Annotated in this window: 16 protein-coding genes and 2 pseudogenes; 17 read left to right on the top strand and 1 reads right to left on the bottom strand. The window is 30.8% G+C overall.

All coding sequences use genetic code 11. The features are described 5' to 3' along the window. Positions 1-237 precede the first annotated feature (237 nt). The 14 genes and pseudogenes from GXK57_RS08095 (at position 238) to GXK57_RS08030 (ending at position 20,631) form a co-directional block, all read left to right on the top strand. On the top strand, positions 238-1,599 hold the full coding sequence (locus GXK57_RS08095; protein WP_160674130.1) for an MATE family efflux transporter: 1,362 nt from the start codon (positions 238-240) through the stop codon (positions 1,597-1,599). A gap of 480 nt (positions 1,600-2,079) precedes the next feature. Next, positions 2,080-3,027 carry a hydroxyacid dehydrogenase gene (locus GXK57_RS08090; protein WP_160674127.1) on the top strand — a complete coding sequence of 316 codons (948 nt, stop codon included), beginning with the start codon at positions 2,080-2,082 and terminating at the stop codon, positions 3,025-3,027. A gap of 456 nt (positions 3,028-3,483) precedes the next feature. Next, the gene (locus tag GXK57_RS08085) at positions 3,484-3,921 is read left to right on the top strand and encodes a MarR family transcriptional regulator (protein WP_160674124.1); all 438 of its coding nucleotides are present in this window, start codon (positions 3,484-3,486) and stop codon (positions 3,919-3,921) included. Between the two features lie 84 nt (positions 3,922-4,005). Continuing rightward, on the top strand, positions 4,006-5,382 hold the full coding sequence (locus GXK57_RS08080; protein WP_160674121.1) for an MATE family efflux transporter: 1,377 nt from the start codon (positions 4,006-4,008) through the stop codon (positions 5,380-5,382). Between the two features lie 528 nt (positions 5,383-5,910). After that, a complete protein-coding gene (locus GXK57_RS08075; RefSeq protein WP_160674118.1) occupies positions 5,911-6,303 on the top strand; it encodes a hypothetical protein in 393 nt (130 codons plus the stop codon). Between the two features lie 2 nt (positions 6,304-6,305). Beyond that, a complete protein-coding gene (locus GXK57_RS08070) occupies positions 6,306-6,518 on the top strand; it encodes a helix-turn-helix transcriptional regulator (RefSeq protein WP_160674115.1) in 213 nt (70 codons plus the stop codon). A 635-nt stretch (positions 6,519-7,153) separates the two neighbouring features. Beyond that, a complete protein-coding gene (locus GXK57_RS08065; RefSeq protein WP_243156390.1) occupies positions 7,154-9,820 on the top strand; it encodes a DEAD/DEAH box helicase in 2,667 nt (888 codons plus the stop codon). Further along, entirely contained in the window at positions 9,821-10,537 is a 717-nt protein-coding gene (locus GXK57_RS08060) for an SWIM zinc finger family protein (RefSeq protein ID WP_160674112.1), read from the top strand. Between the two features lie 271 nt (positions 10,538-10,808). Then, positions 10,809-12,848, top strand: a complete 2,040-nt coding sequence (locus tag GXK57_RS08055) for an N-6 DNA methylase (protein WP_160674109.1) — start codon at positions 10,809-10,811, stop codon at positions 12,846-12,848. Next, positions 12,848-14,191, top strand: coding sequence for a restriction endonuclease subunit S (locus GXK57_RS08050; RefSeq protein ID WP_160674106.1), 1,344 nt, complete (start codon positions 12,848-12,850; stop codon positions 14,189-14,191). Before GXK57_RS08055 ends, GXK57_RS08050 begins: the two co-directional genes overlap by 1 nt. Before the next feature lies 1 nt (position 14,192). Beyond that, positions 14,193-17,405 carry a DEAD/DEAH box helicase family protein gene (locus tag GXK57_RS08045; RefSeq protein ID WP_160674103.1) on the top strand — a complete coding sequence of 1,071 codons (3,213 nt, stop codon included), beginning with the start codon at positions 14,193-14,195 and terminating at the stop codon, positions 17,403-17,405. A 33-nt stretch (positions 17,406-17,438) separates the two neighbouring features. Beyond that, a pseudogene (locus tag GXK57_RS08040) lies at positions 17,439-17,665 on the top strand (PC4/YdbC family ssDNA-binding protein). 267 nt (positions 17,666-17,932) lie between these two features. Continuing rightward, positions 17,933-18,943 (top strand): hypothetical protein, encoded by a 1,011-nt coding sequence (locus GXK57_RS08035; RefSeq protein ID WP_243156389.1) that lies wholly within the window; start codon positions 17,933-17,935, stop codon positions 18,941-18,943. An 83-nt stretch (positions 18,944-19,026) separates the two neighbouring features. Further along, positions 19,027-20,631 (top strand): hypothetical protein, encoded by a 1,605-nt coding sequence (locus tag GXK57_RS08030; RefSeq protein WP_160674100.1) that lies wholly within the window; start codon positions 19,027-19,029, stop codon positions 20,629-20,631. 258 nt (positions 20,632-20,889) lie between these two features. Here the strand turns inward: GXK57_RS08030 and GXK57_RS26530 are convergent. Then, positions 20,890-21,129 (bottom strand): annotated as a pseudogene (locus GXK57_RS26530) (IS30 family transposase); the annotation flags it as partial. Between the two features lie 129 nt (positions 21,130-21,258). Here GXK57_RS26530 and GXK57_RS08025 point away from each other — a divergent pair. From GXK57_RS08025 to GXK57_RS08015, 3 genes are read left to right on the top strand one after another with little or no spacing between them, the layout of a single operon-like run. Further along, positions 21,259-21,993 (top strand): ABC transporter ATP-binding protein, encoded by a 735-nt coding sequence (locus GXK57_RS08025; RefSeq protein ID WP_243156388.1) that lies wholly within the window; start codon positions 21,259-21,261, stop codon positions 21,991-21,993. Further along, the gene (locus GXK57_RS08020) at positions 21,983-23,602 is read left to right on the top strand and encodes a putative ABC exporter domain-containing protein (RefSeq protein WP_160674097.1); all 1,620 of its coding nucleotides are present in this window, start codon (positions 21,983-21,985) and stop codon (positions 23,600-23,602) included. Before GXK57_RS08025 ends, GXK57_RS08020 begins: the two co-directional genes overlap by 11 nt. A 20-nt stretch (positions 23,603-23,622) precedes the next feature. After that, entirely contained in the window at positions 23,623-25,029 is a 1,407-nt protein-coding gene (locus GXK57_RS08015; protein ID WP_160674094.1) for a GyrI-like domain-containing protein, read from the top strand. The last annotated feature ends 424 nt before the right edge of the window (positions 25,030-25,453 follow it).

The raw sequence follows: 25,453 nt of genomic DNA, 5'->3' as shown, positions 1-25,453 counted from the left end.
GTTGAATAAGGAATAAATCTCTAAATATTAGATTTTAGTAGATTTTATGTAACGGCAATACCACCTGGAAGTCTATAAGCAGCAATAAAAAGAAATTGTTTTTTCCTTTCGTTTACATTGCGTTTACATTCAATTTAAGTACAGTTTAAATTGTGCACGTATACTATTTTTTGTAGAAGCAATATTATTGTTAAGGCGAGTTTTATTACTTAATACAATACGAAAGGAGTTTTTTATATGGAAAACACAGAAAATATAGATGCAAAATCACTTTACTATCTTGAAAAGGCACCTGTTACAAAAGCAATAATACACATGGCTATTCCTATGATACTAAGTAGTATCACTTCAGTTGTCTATAATATCATCGATGCTTTTTTTATAGGTAAGCTTAATAACACTGCAATGATGGCAGCTGTGATGCTGGCATTGCCATTTTCATCAGTATTAATGGCACTTGGACAAATGTTTGGAGTAGGTTCAGGAACATATATATCTAGACTTTTAGGTGAGGGTAATAAAGAGGATACCAAAAAAGTTAGTTCAATTAACTTTTGGTCATCAATGCTTATGGGTATTGTTTTTATGATTATATGTATTCCTTTATTATCTTCTATTTTGCGGATTTTAGGAGCAAGTGGTGAAACCTTACAACATACAAGAAATTTTGTCATGATACTTGTTATTGGTGCACCAATTATTATTGTTAATATGGCACTTGAATCAGCTGTACGTGCGGAGGGTGCATCCACTGTTTCTATGACTGGTACTATAGGCGGTATTATAATTAATATAATACTTAATCCTATATTCATTTTCGTACTTAATCTGAATGTTATGGGATCAGCCTTAGCCTCTGTTTGTGGTAATACATTCTCCATTTTGTATTTTATATATTATCTGCAAAAGAAGAGTACTGTTCAGAGTTTATCAATTAAGTACTTTAAACCAAGTATAAAAATTTATGGTGAAATCTTTAAGGTTGGAGTTTCAGCATTATTACTTAGTGGATTTATGGTAATTATAGGGCTTCTTTTCAATAATTATTCCATGCTTTATGGAGATAATGTTGTGGCTGGATTTGGAGTTGCACAAAGAGTTGTTCAAATTGTAGATTGTATTGGTATGGGCTTTGCAATGGGAGTTGTACCACTAATTGCATTTGCTTACTCTGCTAATAATAAAAAGCGTCTCATGGAGATTGTTAGAAAAGCCATATTGTATATCTTGGCTTTAACATTAGCTATAGGAGCAGTTATATTAGTATTCAGGTTACAGATTATTGGCCTTTTCAGTATTGACCCGCAGGTTATTGCCATTGGAGAAATTACTCTTATAGCTCAACTTTCATCAACTGTATTTGCTGCCTTATGTGAATTTTTCACTGGAATCTTCCAAGCCCAAGGAGCTGGTATACAATCAAACGTTATGGCTGCTGCCAGAGGTGTTTTATTTATTCCTATTTTGATTGTAGGTAACTTAATATTCGCTGTTAATGGGGTTATCTGGGCAATGACAGCTACAGAAGGACTATCATGTATGATAGGAATTGCCTTATGGCTTGGAATTAGAAGAAAAAGCTTACTAGAAACAAGTTAACATAGCTTTTTAACCTAAGCGAAGATAAGCGAAATGGTGAATTTTTATAGGGTTTGCAAAAGTATGTTTATTAATTACTAATGAATTTTTTAAATATAATTAAATATAAATCTTCTGACTATAGCTTCTTATAGTTAGAGGGTTTATTTTTTAAATATATTTTTAAGATAAATAAGTAGTACTTTAGCTTGAAACAAAAGTAGCCCTAAAGTGAAGGGACTAAGAATAGATTGAAACAAAAATCACTGTGAAATGTAGTCGGAAGGATGTTCTTACAACTTGTAGAATATAAGTAAGATAAACATCCTTTTTAATATGGATTAAAGAGGTAAAAAATCTATTTTAACCATTTAATTATGTAAAGCCTCAGAAAAAGTTACATAAAATTTTGATAAAATTAAAAATCTGCTATACAATATTTACTATAAAAGAAAGAAAAAATTTCGAATTATGGTATATAGCATGAAAGGTGGTTAAGGAATGAAGATACTTATAGTCGGCTATTTTACAGAGAATTCAAAATCAAATATTATAAAGTACTTCCCAGAAGAATGGGACGTTGTAATTGTTCCACCAGGAAAAGAAATGCTACATCACATTAAAGATTGTGACATAATGGTACCTGAACATATTAAAGTGGACAGCGATCTGCTTTCTATGGCAAAAAAGTTAAAGTTGGTACAGACGGGAGCAGGATTTGATAATGTTGATATTGATGCCTGCACGAAGTTAGGAATTTGGGTTGCCAATGCTACTGGAGTAAATGCACAGGCAGTGGCAGAGCACGTAATGGCGCTAATATTGTCTTATTATAAAAACATACCTTTTCTTGATGCTTTCATGAAAAATAGGATGGATGAAAATAAATTGAATTATACGGGAAGTGAATTAAGTGGCAAAACTATTGGTATTATCGGCTTTGGCGCTGTCGGTAGGAAATTAGCTGAGTTTTGCAGAGTTTTTGATATGAAAGTGCTGGCTTATGCTAGAAACGCCGGTGTACAGTCTGACGGTTTTGTGAAAATAACGGATTTCGATACTCTTGTAAGCACATCGGATATAGTGAGCGTACATGTATCCTTGAATCAGCAGACCAAACAGCTGATCAACAAAGAAGTATTTAAGAAAATGAAGAATACAGCTCTTTTCATCAATACAGCCCGAGGCGGGATTGTCAATGAAAGAGATTTGACGGATGCATTGATAAACAAGGATATTTTAGGCGCTTGCCTGGATGTTTTTGAAACTGAACCTCTTCCTATTGACAGTGAGCTAAGGAATCTCAGCAATGTTATACTCACCCCGCATACTGCTGGAATGCCTGAAGGTGTCAAATTTCACAAAAAAAGATATGATTTCTTCGTGAACAATATAAAACGCGTAGAGAAGGGTGAAGAGCCTGAAAGCAAGCTCAATCAGTTGTTATAGTTTTTGTACAAAAAATTTAGGTATATTTTATTGGCAAAGTATCTTGATTAGGTAACGAAAGCAACACAAGAACTAGGAACTGAGGAGGATGAATTTAAGCACTTTGAGCTTATATGATTTCATACTGATGTAAATGTACTATGAGAGATTATTAAGCAGATACTTTACTAAGTAAATAATAATAATAGGTAAAACCCCTTATGAACTTAGTGTTTGAAAGGGGTTTTGTCTGAGAGTTATTCAGTATTATGAGCCAATCAAAGTTGAATAAATACCTGTTGGTGAAAATCCAAGGACTTATCCCTAAATTTGACTTTGTTAAAGAGTAGTGCTCAAAATATGATATTACTTAATGAAAGAAATATTATAAATATAAAATTTAACATTGACACTTTATAATCTAATTGTTAAACTATAAATAGTTAGAATTCTAAGTGAATTTCAGGAGGAAATTGAATGGCTGATTCTACATACTCTATGCAAACACCATATTCACAATTAATAAGAAGTATTGCGATAAAAATGAAACTCAGTTCTGATGAAAAAGTAAGAAAGTTAGGGTTGAATTCTCAACAAGGACGTATAATAGGATATATTTATGAACATCAGGACAGTGGTATTATTCAAAAAGATTTGGCAGTAGCCTTTCAACGCACAGAAGCAAGCATTACAAGTATGCTTAAAGGGTTAGAGAAAAAAGGGTATATAGAAAGAAGAATACCTAAAGAGAATGAGAGACAAAAATATATATATGTATTGCCCAAAGGTGCTGAATTGATAGAAGAGTTTGATAAATCAGTGACTGAGACAGAAGAAAATATTATTGCAAGCTTAACTGAACAAGAAAAAGAGGCCTTGTTAGCTTTACTATTGAAAGTAGATAGAAATTTATAAGTTATTAATATAATAACTTATACCTAAACACTTAGAATTCTAAGTATATGAATTCTAAGAATAATTATTACGGAGGATGAAAATATGAAACAAAAATTTTCAAACGAATATTATTTAGAAGATGCACCAATTACTAATGCGATTGCGCATTTGTCTATTCCCATGATGATAGGTATGTCAGTAGGTACAGTATATAACGTTATTAATGCTTTTTTTATTGGATTACTAAAAAATACTGATATGTTAACTGCTATTACTTTAGGACTACCAATCTTCACTATACTGATGGCTTTTGGAAATATGTTAGGAGCCGGAGGCGGAACCTTTATAACTCGTCTTGTTGCAAAACAAGATACAGAGAAAGCTAGGAAGGTAGCAGGATATACTTTTTATAGTAGTATTATCATAGGAATATTGCTCGGGTTAATCCTAATACTAGCAATTACTCCTATTGTTAAGATTATGGGGGCAGATACATCTGCTATTATTAATTATACAAAAAGATATTCTTTAACTATGTTTATTGGTGGTTTTGCAATTATAATGAACTTTGCATTGGAACAAGTTGTAAGAGCCGAAGGAGCATCAAAAGAATCAATGTACGGAATGGTTGTAAGTACAGTTTTTAGTCTTATCTTCGATCCATTACTTATACTAGTATTTAAATTTAATGTTGTTGGAGTAGCATTATCAATGATTTTAGCTAACATAGCTTCATCCTCTTACTATGTTTACTACTTGGAAACAAAAAGTGATAATTTAAAAGGATTTATTAAGAATTTTAATATTTCTCTTAAAGATAAACTAGAGATATACAAAATTGGGGTTTCTGAATTGTTTTTAGCTGGATTTCTAATTGTTACAACTCTTCTTTTGAATAATTATTCAATTAGATATGGAGAAAGTGTAGTAGCTAGTTTTGGAATTGCTTTAAGAATCGTACAAGTACCTGAATTTCTTGCAATGGGGTTAGCGCTAGGAATTATACCTCTAATTGCATATAATTTTTCTAATGAAAACTATAAGAGATTAAAAGACAGTATAAAACAATCAGCTTTATGGATCTTGGGATTATCAGGCGGAGTTGTTACCATAGTTTATATTTTTAGAAACGTAATTATTCATCTGTTTTCTAATGATGCAGCAGTATTAAGCGTTGGAGTTTATATCATGGCTGCCATGCTTATATCCGCACTCTTCAATGGATTTACAACATTGTTTATAGGAATCTTTCAGGCATCAGGTCAAGGAACACCATCAACAATTATGTCAATCACACAAGGAATTCTTTTTATTCCTGTTATAATAGTAATGAATAAATTCTTTGGCTTGCATGGTGTTATATGGTCCATGACCATTACAGAAATAATTACCTTTTTAACTGGAGTAGTCCTATATATTATTTTTAACAATAAACTAAAAAACAATAAACTAAATAACAATCAAGTAGTAGCAAGCTAGCATCAATAAAGATTGTAGCTATATAACTAGTTAGTTTTAAGAAGGAAAAGCTTTTACAATTATAATCAAAGCGGCAGAGAGAAGTGGCTTTATCTTGCTTAGTTCTTGGTCTATTAATGTTGGCAGAAGGAGCAACAAGATTTGCACTTTCTGATCCACAGAATTGGGAAAGAAAGTATCTAGCATCACTAATTATCAACTTTTCTTTGCATGAACTTGATTAAAATGCAATATTATCATTAACTAAAAGTGATAGTTTAAGCTAGCAATATGACTTATGAGTTATTTATAAATTAATAAATATTATAAAGTATAGGGTCAATACGATTATTATCATATTGACTCATTTTCATTTAAAGGATAAAAGATATGTTTTAGCAGCATATAGTGCAGATAAATATATAGAAGAAAAGCCTTTAGTATTTGATACTATATGATTATTGACAAAAAAATGCAGAAGTTATATAATTCTAACATAGGTTATAAATATATAACATAAGTTAGAATTATATAACAAGGAGTGATAATATGAATAAAGTACTAACTGTCAAAGAAAAGGCCACATTAAGTAATGGTTTTTTAGGGCTCATATGGATAGTAATAGGTTTTTTACAGGTTTTTAAGCCCAATAAAATTGTAACTTTGTTGGCAATTGTTTTTTTCCTGTTAGGTATAATTTCAATTTTGCTATCTATCTTTGTAAAAACAGAGCAAGATGATGAACGATCCAGACACAACAAGGATAGGGCCAAATCAGATATATACGATATATTAATATTAGCAATTCTAATTTGTACGTTATTGGTTAGTTTCAAAGGTACATGGAACATTGATTTAAAAAGAATAATGCCATTTTTACTAGGAGGTATTAATATAATCCAATATATCTTGTTTATCGTTTATGAAAAGGCTGGTGCTTAGAAATGGCGAAATTAAAAACTAAAATTCATGAACTGCGCAGAGAGTTTAATATGAAACAGGAAGAATTAGCTAAGCTAGTAGGTGTAAGAAGAGAAACTATAGGACATTTAGAAAACGAACGATATAACCCATCCTTAAAATTAGGTATGGATATTGCCAAGGTTTTTGGAAAGTCAGTAGAAGAAGTTTTTCAATTTGTAGAGGATGACGAGTAAGATTAGATTTATGCATTTTTAAAAATGAGGCAAGTGCAATATATGGATTAATAATACTACTAGGATTATATGCATCAAGTATATTCTACATAACTTACAAATGAGATACTTTTAAATTGGTTTTACTTTGGTGAAGGATTTTTATCACTAATTGCCTATAAAAAAGCATACTAATTAACCATTAGAGAAGTTATATTTTTATAAATATAACTTCTTTTAAATTTAAGTTTTTAACAAGAAAAGAATATAACAATATAAGAATTTATAGGAAAAATGCGGGTTTAGAACTTGGTATATAATTATAGAAAGGAAAAACAAACTTAACGATAACTTCAATACAAAGATTGCTAAATATGATATATTAAAAAAGTATTGGTTATAATATTATAGGGAAACTTTATGAAAACTTAAATTATACTGGCTTCTGGAGATATAATAATCCCGTGGTCTAGGTATTATCTGGCATATATAAACTAATAGTTGAAGTTTGATACCTATATAAAGAGTTCCTATTATATAAATTTATTTTACAGCTATTCGAAAATACAGTGGATTATGGATTCTAGGACATGTATAATTTAATGTTTTAGCTAAAAACTCTGCAATAAAATATGTAAGTGGTAGGAGGACAATCCTTGAAGCAAGGAATTAAAGATAGTAAAGAACTAATTGCTATATTCAACGAGAAAAGTTTCATTTTAGACTTTCAAGCCTTAGCTAGTCCAGCTACTTCAGAAGAAGATATAAAAATTCAAGAAGAATGGTATGAAAGATTTTTGGAAGATAAATATAAAGCCTTATGGGACTTGGGCTTTGAGAGTAAAAAATATTGGATGTCTCAATCCCTAAGCTTTTTAAATTACATATCAGAAGGATTAATTGCTAAGCTTTCTAAGCAATCGGACATAGAGTTTACAAGAGAAAATGCTGACCTTAATCTATCCATAGAAGAACTTGAAGCTATAAGTAAGAAACTTCCATTTTCTATAGGATCTGAGTTTATAAATAATCAGTGGATAAAAGCTAACTTTGAAAAAATTGCTGAGGTATATAGAAGAGAAATATTAAGCTATCAAGGAAGTGTCAATGCATTTTTTCTTGAAAGAAACAGCAATATCAATGTAGTTGGAAGGGTGTTTTTTCATCTTGTAGAAAATAAAGAAGATAAACATCCTTTTGCATTCTTGGCTACCTATTCTACAGAGGACAAAGAGAAAGGTATAAAAAAAGCCAAGCATATGCCTCTAAAAAATGCACTTTTAGAATATAAGGAGGATAAGGAAAAGCTTTTACAATTGATGTCTACTATAAGCAAAGCAGCTGAGAGAAGTGACTTTATATCAGAGCTTATGGAAAGCGGTGAGCTATTTTCCCCATTAAGACTGACTAAAAGTGAAGCTTATAGATTTTTAAGAGAAATTCATACCTATGAAGAAGCAGGAATAATGTGCAGGATACCAAACTGGTGGAAAAATAAAAGTAATTCTGTAAGACTTTCAGTTTCTGTCGGAGAAAAAGAGCCTTCAATGGTTGGAATGGATGCTCTTCTATCCTTTAATCCAGAAATATTCCTTGGAGATGAAAAGCTATCTAAAGAGGAGTTAAAGAAACTTCTATTAGAGGAGGAAGGCTTAACACTGATTAAGGGAAAGTGGATTGAAGTAGATAAAATTAAGTTATCACAAGCCCTAGAAGCATATGAGAAAGCGGAGAACTTATCTAAGAAACAAGGCTTAACAATCGCAGAAGCAATGCGAATGGAGCTTAAAGGGCCTGAAAGTCTTGGAATAGATGAAGAGAAAGTTGCTTTTGATGTAACCAATGGAGCTTGGTTTAAAAGAGTTAAGGAAGCTATGCTAGATCCAAAGGTTATAAAGGAAGTAAAGCCTGCTCAAAGCTTTAAGGCAAAACTAAGACCATATCAATATATAGGCTTTAATTGGCTTTCTTACATGCAGAGCCTTGGCTTTGGCGCATGTCTAGCAGATGATATGGGACTTGGTAAAACTGTTCAGATTATTGCCTTCTTAGAAAAACTGAGAGTAGAAAAAGGTGGAAAGGCACTTTTAATACTTCCTGCTTCACTAATAGGTAACTGGCAAAAGGAAACCGAAAAGTTTGCTCCGGAAATGCCAGTGGTTATACTCCATGGAAAAGAAGCCAGTGAAAGCCTAACTCTAGAAGACGGCTTTTTATATATTACCACCTATGGTATGGCAGCTAGAATGGAAGAGCTAAAGGAGAAGCTTTGGGATATATTGATACTTGACGAAGCACAAGCAATTAAAAATCCTGGTACTAAGCAAACTAGAAGTATTAAGCAGATCCAAGCGAAAACTAAGATAGCCATGACTGGCACACCTATTGAAAATAGACTTTCAGATCTTTGGTCTTTATTTGACTTTTTAGATCCAGGTTTACTTGGAAGCACTAAGGAATTTACGAGCTTTGTAAAAGATATAAACCATAGCAGTAATGGTTATGCGAAGCTTAGAAACATGGTAAATCCATTCATTCTAAGAAGATTAAAAACAGATAAGACAGTGATATCTGACCTACCAGAAAAGGTTGAACTTAAAGAATATGCAACTTTGAGCAAAAAGCAAGTAGTACTTTACAATAAACTAGTAAAAGAGCTTGAGGCAAAACTTAATAACTCTGAAGGCATTGAGAGAAAAGGTCTAGTTTTAGCAAGCATAATGAAGTTCAAGCAAATATGTAATCATCCTGATCAATATCTAGGTTTAAAGGAATATAAGACAGATAATAGCGGAAAGTTTGAGCAGCTTAAAACTATTTGTGAAAACATCTATGAGAAGAGAGAAAGAGTACTTGTATTTACACAATTTAAAGAACTTACAGAACCTTTAGCAGACTTTTTAGAGACAATATTTAATAAGAAAGGTCTAGTACTTCATGGAGAAACATCCGTAAAGAAAAGAAGTGAAATGGTAGATAAGTTCAACGGTGAAGAATACATTCCTTACATGGTGCTATCACTAAAAGCAGGAGGAGTTGGACTAAACCTTACTTCAGCTAATCATGTAGTTCACTTTGATAGATGGTGGAATCCAGCCATAGAAAATCAAGCCACAGACAGAGCCTTCCGTATAGGCCAAACAAAGAATGTAATGGTACATAAATTTATAACCACTGGCTCCATAGAAGAAAAAATAGATCAGATGCTAGAAGAAAAGCAAAAACTAGCAGGAGACATAATAGGAGCCACAGGCGAAAATTGGATTACAGAGCTAGACAACAGAGAATTAATGGAACTATTCAAACTAGGTGGTGGAAAATAGATGTGGTATTATAATCCTAATAAAAAAGTTTCAGCAGCGGAAAGTAAAGCAAAAGCAAAAAAAGCCCTAGAAAAGCTTAGTAAAGAAAATCCTGATATATCACCAGTAATTATAGAAGGAAAAAACATTGCAACTAAATGGTGGGGCAAGGCTTGGAATAAAAATCTAGAAAGCTATGCAGATTATAGCAACAGAATATCCAGAGGAAGAACCTACGTAAAAAGCGGCGCCGTATTAGACTTAAAACTCACAGAAGGTAAAGCAGAAGCCATAGTCCAAGGCAGCGGCTCCAATCCATATAAAGTTACAATAACCATAGATGCATTAGATAAAGCAAAGTGGGAAAATATCCGCGCTTTATGCAATCAAAAGATAGACACCCTAGAAGCCCTACTTGCAGGCAGCTTCCCAAAGGAATTAGAGGAAATCTTCAGTGCCTCAAAAAATGGACTCTTCCCCAACCCAAAAGAAATTCATTTCAGCTGCAGCTGTCCAGACTCAGCCTGGATGTGTAAACACGTAGCAGCAGTACTATATGGAATAGGAAACAGATTAGACTCAGAACCTGTATTATTCTTCACATTGAGAAACATTGACTTCCAAGAACTACTTAGAAAATCCATGGAAGAGAAAATGAGAAATATGCTTAAGAATGCTGATAGGAAGAGCGAGAGAGTGATTGATGATGGGGATGTGTTTGGGTTGTTTGGGGTTTAGAGGTGGGCAAGTGGATATGTTTCCTAATACTCCACACGTGGAAACGGTAGTTAAGCTACAAAGGAAACACATTTAAATATATTGAAAGTACTAAGGTTTAGAAATAGGATAATATTTATATGTTGTCTAATACAAGGTTAGGAAACAGTTAAATGGTGAAGTTTATAGAAAAATAGAAAAATAAGGTTTATAATATAATTGCATTGCTTTTGCTGATGCAATTATTTTTATGTAGTTAAATGAAATTAACAATATGAGGGAGTTAAAATATATGGATATACTTCAATATGAATCTAAAATATGGGCTACAGCTGACTTGTTGAGGGGCTGTGGCATTAAGGAATCAGAATGGCCATCGTTCATGATGCCGTTTTTTGCATTAACCATGATAGAAAGTCGTCTGATTAGAATGTTAGAAGAAGAAATAAATGAAATAGGAGAGGAAGCTCTAGCAGACATTAATAAGGAAGATCTTTATGAAATGATAAAAGATAAGGGGCAGGGCTATAACAAATATATCTTTGAACAAAATAAAACATTAGGCGATATATGTAAAAATGATAAGTCTTTTGCGATTGATTTTGATGCTTATCTTAATGGATTTGATGGTGAGACAAAAGATTTACTTGGCGTTGAAGCTAGTGAAGGAGAGAAATTTCTTGATATCAAAGGGGTTATAACAAAGCTTAATGCTAAGAAAGTACTTCTTGGTTACACCAAATTATGGGCTGAAATTGATCTTAAGCCATATAACAACTCAGAAATAACAACTTTAGAAGAGCATATAAAACGTAAATGGGCAGATATATCTGCTGAAACAGCAGGAGAGCAATACACTCCAGATGATGTTATAGCTCTAATTTCAGAAATAATTGCTTCTAAAATAGAAGAGTCAGATAAATTACTTAAGATATATGACTGTACATGTGGAGGTGGTAATTTACTATTTGGAGTGGAAGACCGTATAAACCAGAAGTTTAAACGACTAACTCAAACATTTGGGCAAGATTGGAATGATGCCTTATATGCTCTTGCTAAGATTGAAAGTAGATTCAGACCAGATTCAAAAATAGAGCATGGAAATACATTAGTTAATGATAAATTTTATAATGAAGAATTTGATGTAGTCATAGCAAATCCACCATATGGAGTAAGTTGGAAAGGGTATCAAAAGGATATAGAGAATGATAAAACTGGTAGGTTTAAATTTCTTCCATCCGTTTCTGATGGCCAGCTTTTATTTATGCAACATCTCATATCTAAATTAGATTCAAATGGCATAGGGGTGGTTGTACATAACGGATCTACTCTATTTACTGGAGAAGCTGGATCAGCAGAAAGTAATATACGTAAGTGGATGCTTGATTGTGATATAGTAGAGGCAATTATTCAGTTACCTACAGATGAGTTTTTTAATACTAATATATATACTTATTTGTGGATTATTAACAAAAACAAGAAAAAAGATCAAATAGGAAGAGTTATGTTAATTAATGCTAGTGAAAAGTTTACATTATTAAATAAAAGTAAGGGATCTAAAAGAAAACAAATTGATCAAGAAAATAGATTAGAAATTGTAAAAACTCTAACAGAGTATACGAACAATGAATACGCAAAAGTTTTTGACAAAGAGAAATTCTATTTTAATAAACAAATGATTGTCATTACAAATGTAGATAAATTTGGTAAGAGCTTAGAGGAAAGCTTACCAAAAGGGAAAAAGAGTATTAAAATTACGCCTACAAAGATAATTTATGAACAAAGTGAAATAACACAATTTATTATTAACACCTTTGATAGTGAATTGCACAGTTCTTTGGAAGATAGATACGAAAAGGATATAAAACCTTTTATTGATTCAATAGATAATAAGAATAATTCTTTGAGAATTATTACTGAGAATTCTGAGTATTGGTTTGACAATGACAATTATACCATAGCAAAAGAACGTAAGGGTAAGTGTGAAATGCTTGGATATGGTAAAATAAGTATTAAAGCTTCATTAAAAAAAGCAACTAAATCTCAAGGGGAACGTATAGAAATAATAGTAGAGATTCTTCCAGATTATGAAAAGGATTATGAAATAATTCCGTTTAGTAAAGATGAAATAGAAAATCAAAAATTAATTGAAGAATTTATGTTAAAGTACATCACAAGACCATATGTGTTGCTTGAAAATAGCATAGGAGTAGAAGTTAATTTTAATAAGATATTTTTTAAACTTCAACCTCAAAGAAGCTTACTTGACATTATTAATGAAATAAAAGAGTTAGAAGGTAAACTACAAGCAATGGAAGAGAGGTTTATATAATGATTAATATTGTATTAAATCAATATAATTCATATATAAAATGCAATCTTGATTACTTAGATGAAATTCCATCTCACTGGTCATTGATTCGGATAAAAGATGTGATAAATAATATTGATCAGGGATGGAGTCCAATTGCTGAAAATAGAAATGTCGGTGAAAATGAGTATGGCGTTTTAAAATTATCAGCTATAAGTAATGGAATATACTATGAATTAAATCATAAGGCTTTACCAGAATATGAAGAAGTTAAAATGAATTATATAGTAAAAAAAGGCGACTTGCTGATGACAAGATCTAATACACCTATGTTAGTTGGAGAGTGTTGTTTAGTTGCAGATGAGCCCAGATTAGAATTAATGTATTCGGATTTAATTTATAATATGAAAATAAACACCCAAATAATGGATGCAAAATATTTAAATTATTTTCTTTCTAGTGCATCTTTTAGATGGGTAAAAACAGTTTCAGCCAGAGGATTAAATAATTCTATGGTGAAGATATCTCAAGGTGCAATTAAGGGATGGCAAATCGTATATCCTCCCGTGGAAGAGCAAAAGAATATAGCCGATTACCTTGATTATGCAACCCAAAATATAGATAATCAAATAGAAACTCTAGTTAAGAAAGTGGAATTATATAAAGAATTAGAGCAGGTATTAATTTTTGAAGCAGTAACGCATGGTTTAGATAAAACAGCAAGTATGAAAACTAGTGGATTAGAATGGGTTGATAAAATTCCAAATCATTGGGAGGTGGTTCCACTTCGTACATTAGTTAATAATATAAATGATAAAAATAGTGATAATGAAATAAATCAATATCTTTCATTAGTTTCTGGTGTTGGAGTAATCCCATATGAAGAAAAAGGGAACGTAGGCAATAAAAAACCAGAAGATATTAGTAAGTGTAAAATTGTATATCCGGGAGATTTAGTTATAAATAGTATGAATTTCGGAATAGGTAGCTTTGGACTCTCTAAATATAAAGGGGTATGCAGCTCAGTATACATTGTTATGAGACCGATAGATAAAAGTTTTGAACAATACTTGTTTAGATTATTTCAAACTAAGTACTTCCAGAAATATATGCAATCATTTGGTAAAGGAATCCTTGATATTAGAATGGCAATAAAATGGAATGATTTTAAAAATGTAGAAATACCTTTTCCATCTAATGAAGAACGAAAAGTTATTACTGATTACATTAATGATAATATAAAATATACTGATTGCATGATTGAAACAATTAATCAACAAATAAGTGCATTGAAAGAATTGAGATCTAGTTTAATTAATGATACAGTTACTGGAAAATTAAAGGTTAATATGAAGGGAGATTAGAATGAAAGAGGTACATTTACAAGATAGATTTGTTATACCATACTTTATAGATAATCTTGGATACAGGGAAGTTAAAGCAAACACAGTAACAAATTCACTTATTATAGAGGAAGATTTACAAGAGTTTATATCTGAAACTGGACTTAATAAAAAATCTTATGAAGTATTGCTTAAGAAATATGGTGGAAATAAAAAAGAACTTCTAGACGACTTAATTAAATTAATTAAAGAGCGTATTAGTAGTAGCCGTAATATGGCATTATTTATTAATGCCAATAAAGCTATAACACTAAATGGTATAAAGTTGAATTTATTTTATACAGGTGATAGCGTTATTCACGAAAATAACCTATTCGATGAGAATATTTTTTCGGTAGTACAAGAATTACCCTATAAATACAAGTATAACGGAGAGCAAATTTTTTCATTTAGACCGGATATTGCTCTATTTGTGAATGGTATTTATTTAGGCTACAGTGAATTAAAGTCTAATTATTCTAATCAAACAGCTAGTAAAAATGGTAGGGGGAAAGTTATTAAGGACTATTTTGAAGCTGTTAGGGTATACCACCAGTATTTTGACTCTAATATTTTGCTAACTGATAAAGAGAAAGAAAGTTATCGCAAAGACTTTTTAAAAATTTTTGAAAAGGCAATCCATATAACTTCAACGGATATTGGTGAAACCTTTGTTATTAGAAATATCTCTGATTATTTTGATGAAATACTGGGAAGTTGTAGAAGTGGTAAATTTGATCGTGAAGAAATTGAAAAATCAGTAAAGAGTTCATTCAAGCCTTACCCATTATTAAATCCAGAAGCTGAAAAGAAAGATAAGTTGAAAGAACTATTCACATTTATATATGGTAAATCTTACATTGAAAAAGAGATTTTATACTATAATTTTATTGAACGTGATGTTTACATGACTAAGAATGGTAAGGAAGTAAAAGATGAGAAGGGTTATTTAATATCACCAAGGCCTAAGCAGAAGTTTGGTACTGATAAGATTATGTCAAAAATAGATGTTTTCCTAGAGCATGAGCAAGAAGATGATTATTTTGAAAAACTGTTAGAAAAGCAGCTTGCTGGCGTTTCAGAAGCCAAGAAGAAAGAATTACTAGAAAAACGCAAAGCATATTCAAATAATAAAAATGTATATTCTCTTTTGATGCAATATGCAGCTGGCTTTGGTAAGTCAAATATTATAGGGTGGTCTGCACTTCAACTTAAGGATTTACGAAAAGATGGTGAATATGTATATGATAAAATTATGATTGTTGTGGACAGGCTTCAACTTAGGGATCAAATAGATTCCAAAATGCTAAATATGAATATTGATAATCGTATGTATGTAGAAGCTAAAAATAAAAAAACATTTCAAGAAGCACTGTCTTTAGATACTCGTTTAGTTATTGTAAATCTACAAAAGTTTGGCTCAGTAAGAGAGATGCTAGATAATGAAGTGCTAGAAAAACTAGCGAAAATGCGTATAGTGTTTTTAATAGATGAAATTCATAGATCTAATAGTGGCGGTCAGCACCAAGAGATGATAAGTATTTTTGATGAGTTACAAGCACCTTTTGATAACAATGCTAAGTATGTTAATGAACGTAAAAAGAAAAATCTAATTATTGGTTTTACTGCTACTCCTGATGATCATACACTTGCAAGGTTTGGAGAATTCAGTGGGTATGCAGAAAGTGAAAAGTTATGGAGACCATTTGATTCATATACTATGAAAGAGGCAATAGAGGATGGCTTCATCCTAAATCCATTAAAAAATATTGTGCCTATAGCATCTAAAATGTTATTTGATATACCTGATAATCCACTAATTGGTTTTAATGAAAAGGAATATAAAGATGCTCAGAAAAAGCAAATTTATGAGAATCGTGAACGCATTGATGCAATTGCAAAATATGTAGCAGATTTATTAGTAAAGGATGTATATCGCCAAATTCGTGGAACAGGAAAGGCAATGCTAGCTGTAAATTCAATTAAAGCTGCCATTGCTTATAAAGAAGCAGTTACTAAACATTTTAATTCCTTAGTTCAAGATCCTAAATACTCAAAATATGCTGAAGCACCAATTCATATAGTTTACACTAGTGATCAAGATGAACAAAGCGCAGCAGGTCTTAATGATGGACTAAACGAGGAAAAGGTGCTTGAAAGTTTTGCACAAAAGAAAAATGGGTTAATGATAGTGGTAGCCAAGCTTCAAACAGGGTTTGATGAGAAAAAGCTACATACTCTTTTTTTAGATAAAGAGGTTAAAGGAATTAGCGCAATTCAAACAATATCAAGAGTAAATCGTACAACAAAATATAAAAATGACTGCAAGATTGTTGATTTTTCATATAACAATGTAAATGTTCAAAATATAAAAGATGCCTTTGAACATTTTTCTGATGTAGTGGTTAGCGATTTTGATCCTTTCAGTGATAAAAATATTTTGGACATGCTATTAGTTGAACTAAAAAAAAGTGACACGTTTGACAAATTCTTTTCTGTGTTTATGAATATATACAGAGATAATGATAAGCGTGATAACCCTGAAAGCTATCTAGATTTTGAAAGTAGTTTAAAAAAATATATAGATGCAAATCCCAAGCATACTGCTGACACCAAAGCAAAAGCATCACAATATTTTACTATTCTAAATAGAATTGAATATGTTATTGACTTAGATGCAAAATATAGTGAAGAAAGCTTTTTATTCTTTTGGCGCAAGTTTAACACCTTATACAACATGATTAACCGCAGTGCAGATATAAAAGATCCAATAGAAGTTTATTTTGATAATAAAATTGGGATAATTGAAGTTACTACCTATGAAACAAAAGAAGAAAAAAAGAGACCATCCAAAATAGCGGAGGGGAAAGAACCATATGGGAATCATCAGTTCGATATCCTAGCTATAATTGCAGCAAGAAATGAGCATGAGGCTCAAACAGGATTGCTTATTGAAGAGTTCGAAGCTAAAATCAAAGATTTTTTTGATTATATTAATAAAGCTAATGAGGGTCAACGATTAATAGTGAAGATAAAATCTCATGTATCAGAATCAGAAATCTATGATGATTTTGGGAAAATATATAGAAGATATAGAGCACTAAACCGTAGCAAAGTTGGAGATTACTTTTTTAAAGAAATGGATGATTTAGTAAACAAGCTTTGTGATGATTTTGAGAAAAAAATTTTTCAATAATAAAACATAAAGAGTTTAAATGGAGGGTGTTCTATGGCGGATATTAAATTTGAAATTAAAGAAACTACAGGAGTTCTTTCAGAATCAGCTAAGAGATGGAGGAAAGATTTAAATCTAATAAGCTGAAATGAGAAAGAAGTAAATATGATATTAGAGATTGAGACTCAGAACATAAGAAGATGGGCAAAGGTGTAACATTAAATATTGATGAGTTAAAAGCTCTTAAAGAAATATTAAATGAGATTGAGTTGCTAAAATGACTGAAAATGAATTGGTTAAAATCTAAAAAAAGTATGGAAATGTGTCAGGCAGGGTATCAAGTTGCTAATATTCATTTATTTGGGTTAAATATGCTGATGTAATTCTTGACAATAATTATAAAACTACAGATATATTTAGGGCTTCAGGGTTGAATCAATTTTATGCTACAGAAGTAAATAAAGGAATTAAACTTTCAATGTATGTAATGCCTAAATAAATGGCAATAATTATGATAGGCACTATACGAATAGTTTTGATTGGGGGTGTTGAGAATACTTATTCCTGTTAAAATTAATAAATCTATAGATATACGTGATGTTGATATAACAAATACTAATTTTAAAAGTTTAAATTTAAAAGAAGAGCAAGTTGAGGAATTTTTACGTTTAAATATAGAGGTAATATTCCAGGATGAAACGCTTCTTTTTGTTGGGAAACAGGTTACCAATAAAGAAAATGGTAGAAGTGATTTAACTGCAGTTGATGAGAATGGTAATTTAGTTCTAATTGAAATCAAAAGAGATGCAGAAGATATTAAACAGAGAAAAGAAGCATTTGAGTTTCAAGCTATAAGATATGCAGCAAGTTATGCCAAGATAAATACACCAGACGAGCTTGTTGATAAAATATTTGCTTCTTATATTGAAAAATATAAAGGTGAATTTGAATTAGGAGAGCTGACTGCTTATGAAAAAGCAACAAGAATATTGAATGATTTCCTTGAAAAGAATAATGCAGCTAAAACCTTTAATTCTAAGCAAAGAATTATACTTATAGCATCTTCTTTTGATAATCAAACTCTTTCAGCAGTTGCTTGGCTTATAGCCAATAATGTGGATATCAGCTGTTTTGAATTAAGTCCGTTGAAAATAGGAGATAATTATTTTATTGATATTAATAGAATATTACCTCCACCAGCTTTAGAAGATTTCTATGTTGAAGTTGGTGATAAGAAAAGACCAGTGTATTCAGAAAAAAGAAACACGCCTATTACAAGATCTTATCTTCCAAGGATGGATAAGTTATTTGAATGGGGAATTATTAAAGCTGGAGATATTGTTGTAATTAAGAATTTTGATAATTCAGAAGCTACAGTTATTGATACTAAAGATGTGGAGTACAACGGTCAAAAGCTATCATTTAACCAATGGGGAGAAAAGGTTACAGGATGGTCAGCTCTAAGTGTTTATGAATGGACCCTAGTAAAAGGTAGTGAAAAGACTTTACATGAAATAAGAAGTGAAAAATTACTATCTGCTGAAAATGAAACAGAGTAAAGAAAAAAACAAGGGCACTATGTGGAAAATCACACAGGTATCCTTGTTTTTATATATACCTTAATAAGAAGTAGGGGGAAACTATGAAATATAATAATTTATATAATTTTAAAAATCCAGTAAAGAATTTTTTAAATATTGATAACCTAGAGTTCCCAGATAAAGTATCAGAGCTTAAACTGTGGGATCTGTGTTGGGTTAAACCATTTAATTTTAGAGTTAGAAAGCAAGGCGATAAGTATCGTACAATTAAGATGCCTAACATTTTAAATTTTATGAGAGCTTATGAATATTATAAAGATATGTCAAATTTTAATGACGTTCAATGCATGGATCAGGTACACAAACGTTTATCTGCAAATGTTGAAACTGGAGATTTTAAATCTGGAGAATATGACAAACAATTAGAAGAAGATTTTGAAAAATTATGTATATATGATAATTTGATAAAAGTCGATATAAAGGAGTATTATGGCAGAATATATACTCACAGATTAGACTTTGAAAATCATGATGAACGATTTTTAACATGTATGAATTTAGGAGCCACTAATGGTTTAATGATGGGAAATTATCTATCATTATATTTTGCTGAACTAAATTTAAAAAATATTAGTAAAGACATAGAAATAGAACTTAATAATTCAGATATAGAATGTAAATTTTCCTATTTTTCTGATGACTTTTATTTCTTTTGTAATAAGAATTCTAGTGAAAAAATAATAAAAATATTTGATCATGTATTAGAGAAATATGAACTTGAAAGAAATGATGGTAAAAAAGAAGTTTGGAATTATGAAACTTTTAATAGTTATAATATGGTAGAGAGATACTGGAAAAAAATAATGGCTTATTGTAATGAGAAACTTATTAAGGAAGAAAAGATTAAGGAAAAGTATCATAGTGAAGATTTTGCTTACAAGTTGTATTTTATTAATCAAATAATCTACAGAATTTCAAATCTTAATGATGAAAAACAAAAAAAAGTCCTTATTAATAATTTTTTTAAAACAAGATATTTTAGAGAATTAGATCTTGATGAATATCAGGTTAAAAATTATGATTACCACCAGCTATGCTTTATATTTAAATACTCTCCAGAGGCTATGTTATATTCTATTGATAAATTTAGTGAAATGGACAGGTTCGAGAAGCAAAAGGTAAAAGATTTTTTTAAAATAAGATACAAGGAAGCGCTAAAAGAGCCTTTTAATGAGGAACAGCTATACTTCTATTATGCTATAAAATTGATGGGGTTTGATGATATAATAAAAAATGAGAAATCTTTGGTTCTTAAGTCGAATAATCAGATATTAATTTCATATTATTTAAAAGATAAAGAGTTTGATGAGAATGAAATTGAAGAGCTAAAACAAAATACTGATGAAGCGTATTGGTTCCAAAATTATCATACGATTTTATATACTCCTGAACTGCTAAGTGATTTGGATACTAGTATTAATAAGTATTTGATGCCTAAAAATGCATTTAATAAATCAGATGATGATTATTCTACTAGAAAGTCAAAATCAAAACAGAGAACATATTATATGAATTTCTATAAGAGAAATTTAAAACTTGGAAATTCAATAATTAGGGATATAGAAGATGCTACAGAAGAAATTCAGGAGTACTTAGAGCTTAAAATAAAAGAATATGAAGAGGTATTTGAAGAAGATATTGATTAAATTTTATAGTATAATCTCTTTAACTTGAATATTAATTTTAAAAGTATATTGGAAATGGTATCCGTTTAAATATTTTATAGTTAGGAATCGGCAGAATTTTTAATTAAATTAGTAAAAATAAATTTTGTAAAATACAACAATACGATTGTTATAACTATAGGGTGATTATCCATTCAGAGTTATAGCACTTTTTATTTAGACAAATTGCAATAATAAATTGAACTAATTTCTATTTATGAGCTAAAAACTTGTATTTACTTAGGTTGCATAAATTTCATCTAGTTGAGCCTCAAATAAATCTTCAGGAGTTTGAAAGTCAAGTATTCTCCTAGGAATAGTATTCATCCACTCTTCTATGAAAGCAATATCACTAGTAGTATAGTTTGAAATACGGCTACCCTTTGGAATAAAACGATGTATCAGACCGTTATGACCCTCATTAGTACATTTTACAAAAGTTGAATATGGATGAGTAAAGTACACCTTTGTGTCAGTTTCATTTTACAACAGGTCAACTTAACTTTTACATTAAAAAGAAAAATCCTTAAGAAATTTAAAATTCTCCTATTGACTGTTCCCCAAGGGACCGCGTTAGAATTTTATCAACCAATACAGTAGGAGATGTTAATGATGGAAGAAAAAATATTACAAGTAACCAATTTAAAAAAATGCTATAAAAAAACTAATGCCGTTGATGGCATAAGCTTTTCTCTAAATAAAGGAGAGATTGTTGCTCTAACTGGACCTAATGGGGCTGGTAAAACTACAACTATTAAGTGTATTTTAGGGCTGCTTAGAAAAAATAGTGGAGCTATTGTTATAAATGGATCAGACAACAAGTCTAAGGAAGTAAAAAATAAATTAGCTTATATTCCTGAAACACCTGACATATATCCAATGCTTACAGTATGGGAGCATCTAAAGTTTATGGCTCTTGTATATAAAATCAGTAACTGGAGTGATAGAGGAGAAAAAATATTAGCTAAATTCGATATATTGGATAAGAAAGACGAGCTTGGTAAAAATCTTTCAAAGGGAATGAAACAGAAGCTTTCTATATGCTGTGCCTTAATTCATAATCCAGAGATTTTCTTTATAGATGAGCCTCTTATAGGGCTTGATCCAAAGGCTGTAAGAGAATTAAAGGATGCATTTAGAACCTTAAAAGATGAAGGTAAAACCCTTCTAATAAGTACTCATATGCTAGATACGGCTGAAAATTTATGTGATAGGATTATTGTTATGAAAAAAGGAAAAGTGCTTGCTGAAGGGAGCATAGAAGAACTTAGAAATAAAATGAAAGTTTCTAAGGATACTTCTCTTGAAGATATATTCTTAGGGGTGACTGAAGATGAAAGATAGTTCAATTAGAGATTTAATTACTTTAGCATATATGGAGACAGTTCAATATAAGAATAATTTTATCGAAGCTTTAAAGCATCCATACACTGCAATGAAAACTATAGGCTCCTTTCTTTTCCCTTTTATAATCCTCCTTTTAATATACACAAGAAAGGGTGGAGGCGCAGCAAATATACTGAAAGCAATGATAAAGCCCAATTTGTTAGCTGCTATAGCAATGGCAATATTACTTTTATTATTAATACTGACAATCAAAAATTCTGTGACAAAATATGATCCTTCGCAGTTTACTTCTGCTGATGTGAATTATTTGTTTCCATCACCAATAAGCCCAAAAACAATTTATGGCTTTACCATAATAAGAAAATGCATAAAAGGCTTAGTTAGTTCAGTTTTGTTAATTGTAGTTATGGCTATGGCTATATCAAAGGTATCTGATATTCATATATCTAAGCTGATATATGTTATCATAGCAGTATTAATATTTCCTTTACTGCGAAATGCTTTAATATTTCTTACCTACACGCTGTCTAATAGATTTAACTTAGGTAAGCTTATTAAATACTGTGTATATGGTTTTACAGGTGTAATAATCGTCTGCCTACTTTATAGCGTTGCAGGCAGCAAAAATATACTAGATACTTTAGTAAACACCTTAAATGGAAGATTCTTTTCGGACATTCCTATTGCAGGCTGGCTAAGGGATTTACTAATAGCTCCTTTTATACCTAATAAGGCGCCTATAATGCAAGCCATTGGATTAGTTATTGTTACAGCGGCAATGTTGCTATGTGCAATCTACTTTGCCGATGAATATTATGAAGAAGCTGGTGAGTCTGTAAACTATCATGAAAAAATCGAAAATACACCTTCAACTAACATTTATGATATAGTGGATAGCCTAGAAGATACAAAGAAAAATAAGCCTGTTGAAGTTTTTAATACAAAAGAACTTACAGGACCATGGGCCTTTATTTGGAAGAGTTCTATAATAAACAAGAGAACAGCTAAAAAAGGCAGTGTGTTTGGATACGTAATTGCTTTAATTGCATCAGTGGCTCTGTGCTATGTATTAAGGACAAAGGAATTTAACAGTTTTTATCCAATATTCATATTGATATTTTTACAAGGAGCTGTTACATCAGCACAAATATCATCTCCTCTTAAATATGAGCTTAAGAAACAGTACCTATTTCTCTTGCCAGGAAGTGCTGCTGAGAAACTTTTAGCACTACATACTAAGCAGATAGTAAATAGTGTTAAAACTGATACCCTGATGCTGCTTCCTCTTATGTTATTTACTAAAACCTCGGTTTTACAAGTATTGCTTTTATGGCTTATTGCAGTTGCTTCAATAGTTATATGCTATTTTAGTGTTGTAATTACTGTTTTGATTACTCCTCCAAATGACAATGGAAAGAATTCGATGATTTCGGCTTTAGTAGCTTATATTATGGTTGCACCTGCAGCAGCTACAGCGGCAATAATTGCAATATATTTGAAAAATGTAATGTTGTCATTATTAATGTTTGCTATAATTTCTATTGTGATTATTATGATAATAATATTTTTAAGTGACTATTTATTTAGTAAAATTGAACTTAGATAGTAATCTGAAAAGAGGTTTATATGAAAATAAGTGAAGTTATGTCTGTAACAGGACTTACCAAAAAAGCTATTAATTATTATGAAGAAAACGGATTAATTAAGCCATCAGTATCACAGGAAAACAGCTATAGAGATTACTCTAAGAAAGATGTGGAGTTATTAATGCAAATAGCAACTTTAAGACGTTTCGGGCTTTCAGTCAAAGAAATTAAAGCTGCCTTAAAAAGTCCTGAAGCACTTATGAAGGTTATGGTGGAATACACTGCAAAGCTCGCTAAACAAATTGATGATATGAAAAAGTGTGAAACTGTTTTGTCCTCTTGTGTTAATAGCTTGAATGAAGATAAAACTGACCTTAAAAAAATTACAGATCAAATGAATATATTGAGTAAAGCTCTTGAGATGAGTCAAAAAGAACGTGAAGGCTTTATGATTGCTGAGATAGAGAGAATCTTTCCAGGATTTTATGGCAAAGTACTATCCTTTTTCTTCAGTATATTCCTAACAGAACCTTTAGACAGCAAAGAAAAGGAATCAGCCTGGTTGGATTTAGTCAAAGCTTTGGATAATGCTCCAAATCTAGTGATTCCTGAGGAACTGAAAGCAAGTATCGACACTGATGAGGAACAGTGGCAGACGATAGAGAGCAGAATAACAGAAAATCTTAAAAATGATAAGCTTTCTTCTGATTATAAAGGTATTAATTTTATGGATATGATGATTTTTGATATGTCCGAGGAGGAGCAAAAACATTTTGAAAGATTATGTTCCTATATTATGCCAGAGGGAAACATTGAGATTATTGGAAAGACCTTAGAAGCTGTGGATGAGAGCTTATCCATCTTAAGCTCAAAATATAAAAAAAGAAAAGAAGCTCAATTAATCCGTGAGGAAGAACTTCAAAGGAAGTTTGAAGAAGAATTTTTAAGTGCTGAACCAGCTATGCCTTTAACTATAGTTCATAAGGAAACTATGAATTTTGTTGGAATTCACCTTACAAAATACATTAATAAGAAAGACTTTCCTAAGTGTATTAGAGAATTTATTAATATGATAGCTGAGATACCTAATGTAGTCAATGCTGATAAAGTATATCAATTTTCAGGCATAGATTCCTTAGGAAAAAACATAGTTCCTGAATCCATATTTTCTTTTGTTTTTGCAGTACAAGTATCAAGCCTTGAAAATATTCCTGAGAATATGATAAGTTTTACTCTGCCAGAACATGATTATATATTTTACAAGCATATTGGTAACATGGAAGATTATCAAAAGAGTCTAAATCAAGTTTTTATGTATGATTTAAAAGCAAACAATTATGAAATGGATATGTTCCCCTCCTTTGAAATATTTTATTCTAACCTTGGCGAGAAGGATGATGAGTTAGAAGTTGATATTCATTTTCCGGTTAGTAGCATAGTAGAATAACACATCACTTCAATATTGTGAAAAAGGAATATACCCATATAAATGTAATAAAGCAGGGCCAGACAAAGCGGTTATAAAAAACAATGAAATATACAGGAAAATTATATGTTATGAGTAAAGATGATGTTGTTTTTTAATAATCTATACTTGGAGATATCTTTACTTTGCTATAAAAACCAGATAATAGTGATAAAGGGACTTTAACAAAAATAAAAAATAGTTGGACAAATCTTACCTATGTAGATGAAAAAGGCATATAGAATCAAAAATTAGCTAAAGGAATTGACTTTAGCCAATTTTTTATTGGTAGTAATCCTATATTAAAGCTAAGTTTTCCATAAAGTATAATGAAAAAAAGTTTTATTGTCAGAAACATAATAATCCCACAAATCCACTCAACACATAGGAAATAGATACAAAAGAT

The sequence above is a fragment of the Clostridium sp. C8-1-8 genome, assembly GCF_009928445.1.
Taxonomy (GTDB): domain Bacteria; phylum Bacillota; class Clostridia; order Clostridiales; family Clostridiaceae; genus Clostridium_AR.
Note: the sequence above shows the minus strand (reverse complement) of the source record. Positions and strands in the feature narration are given on the sequence as shown.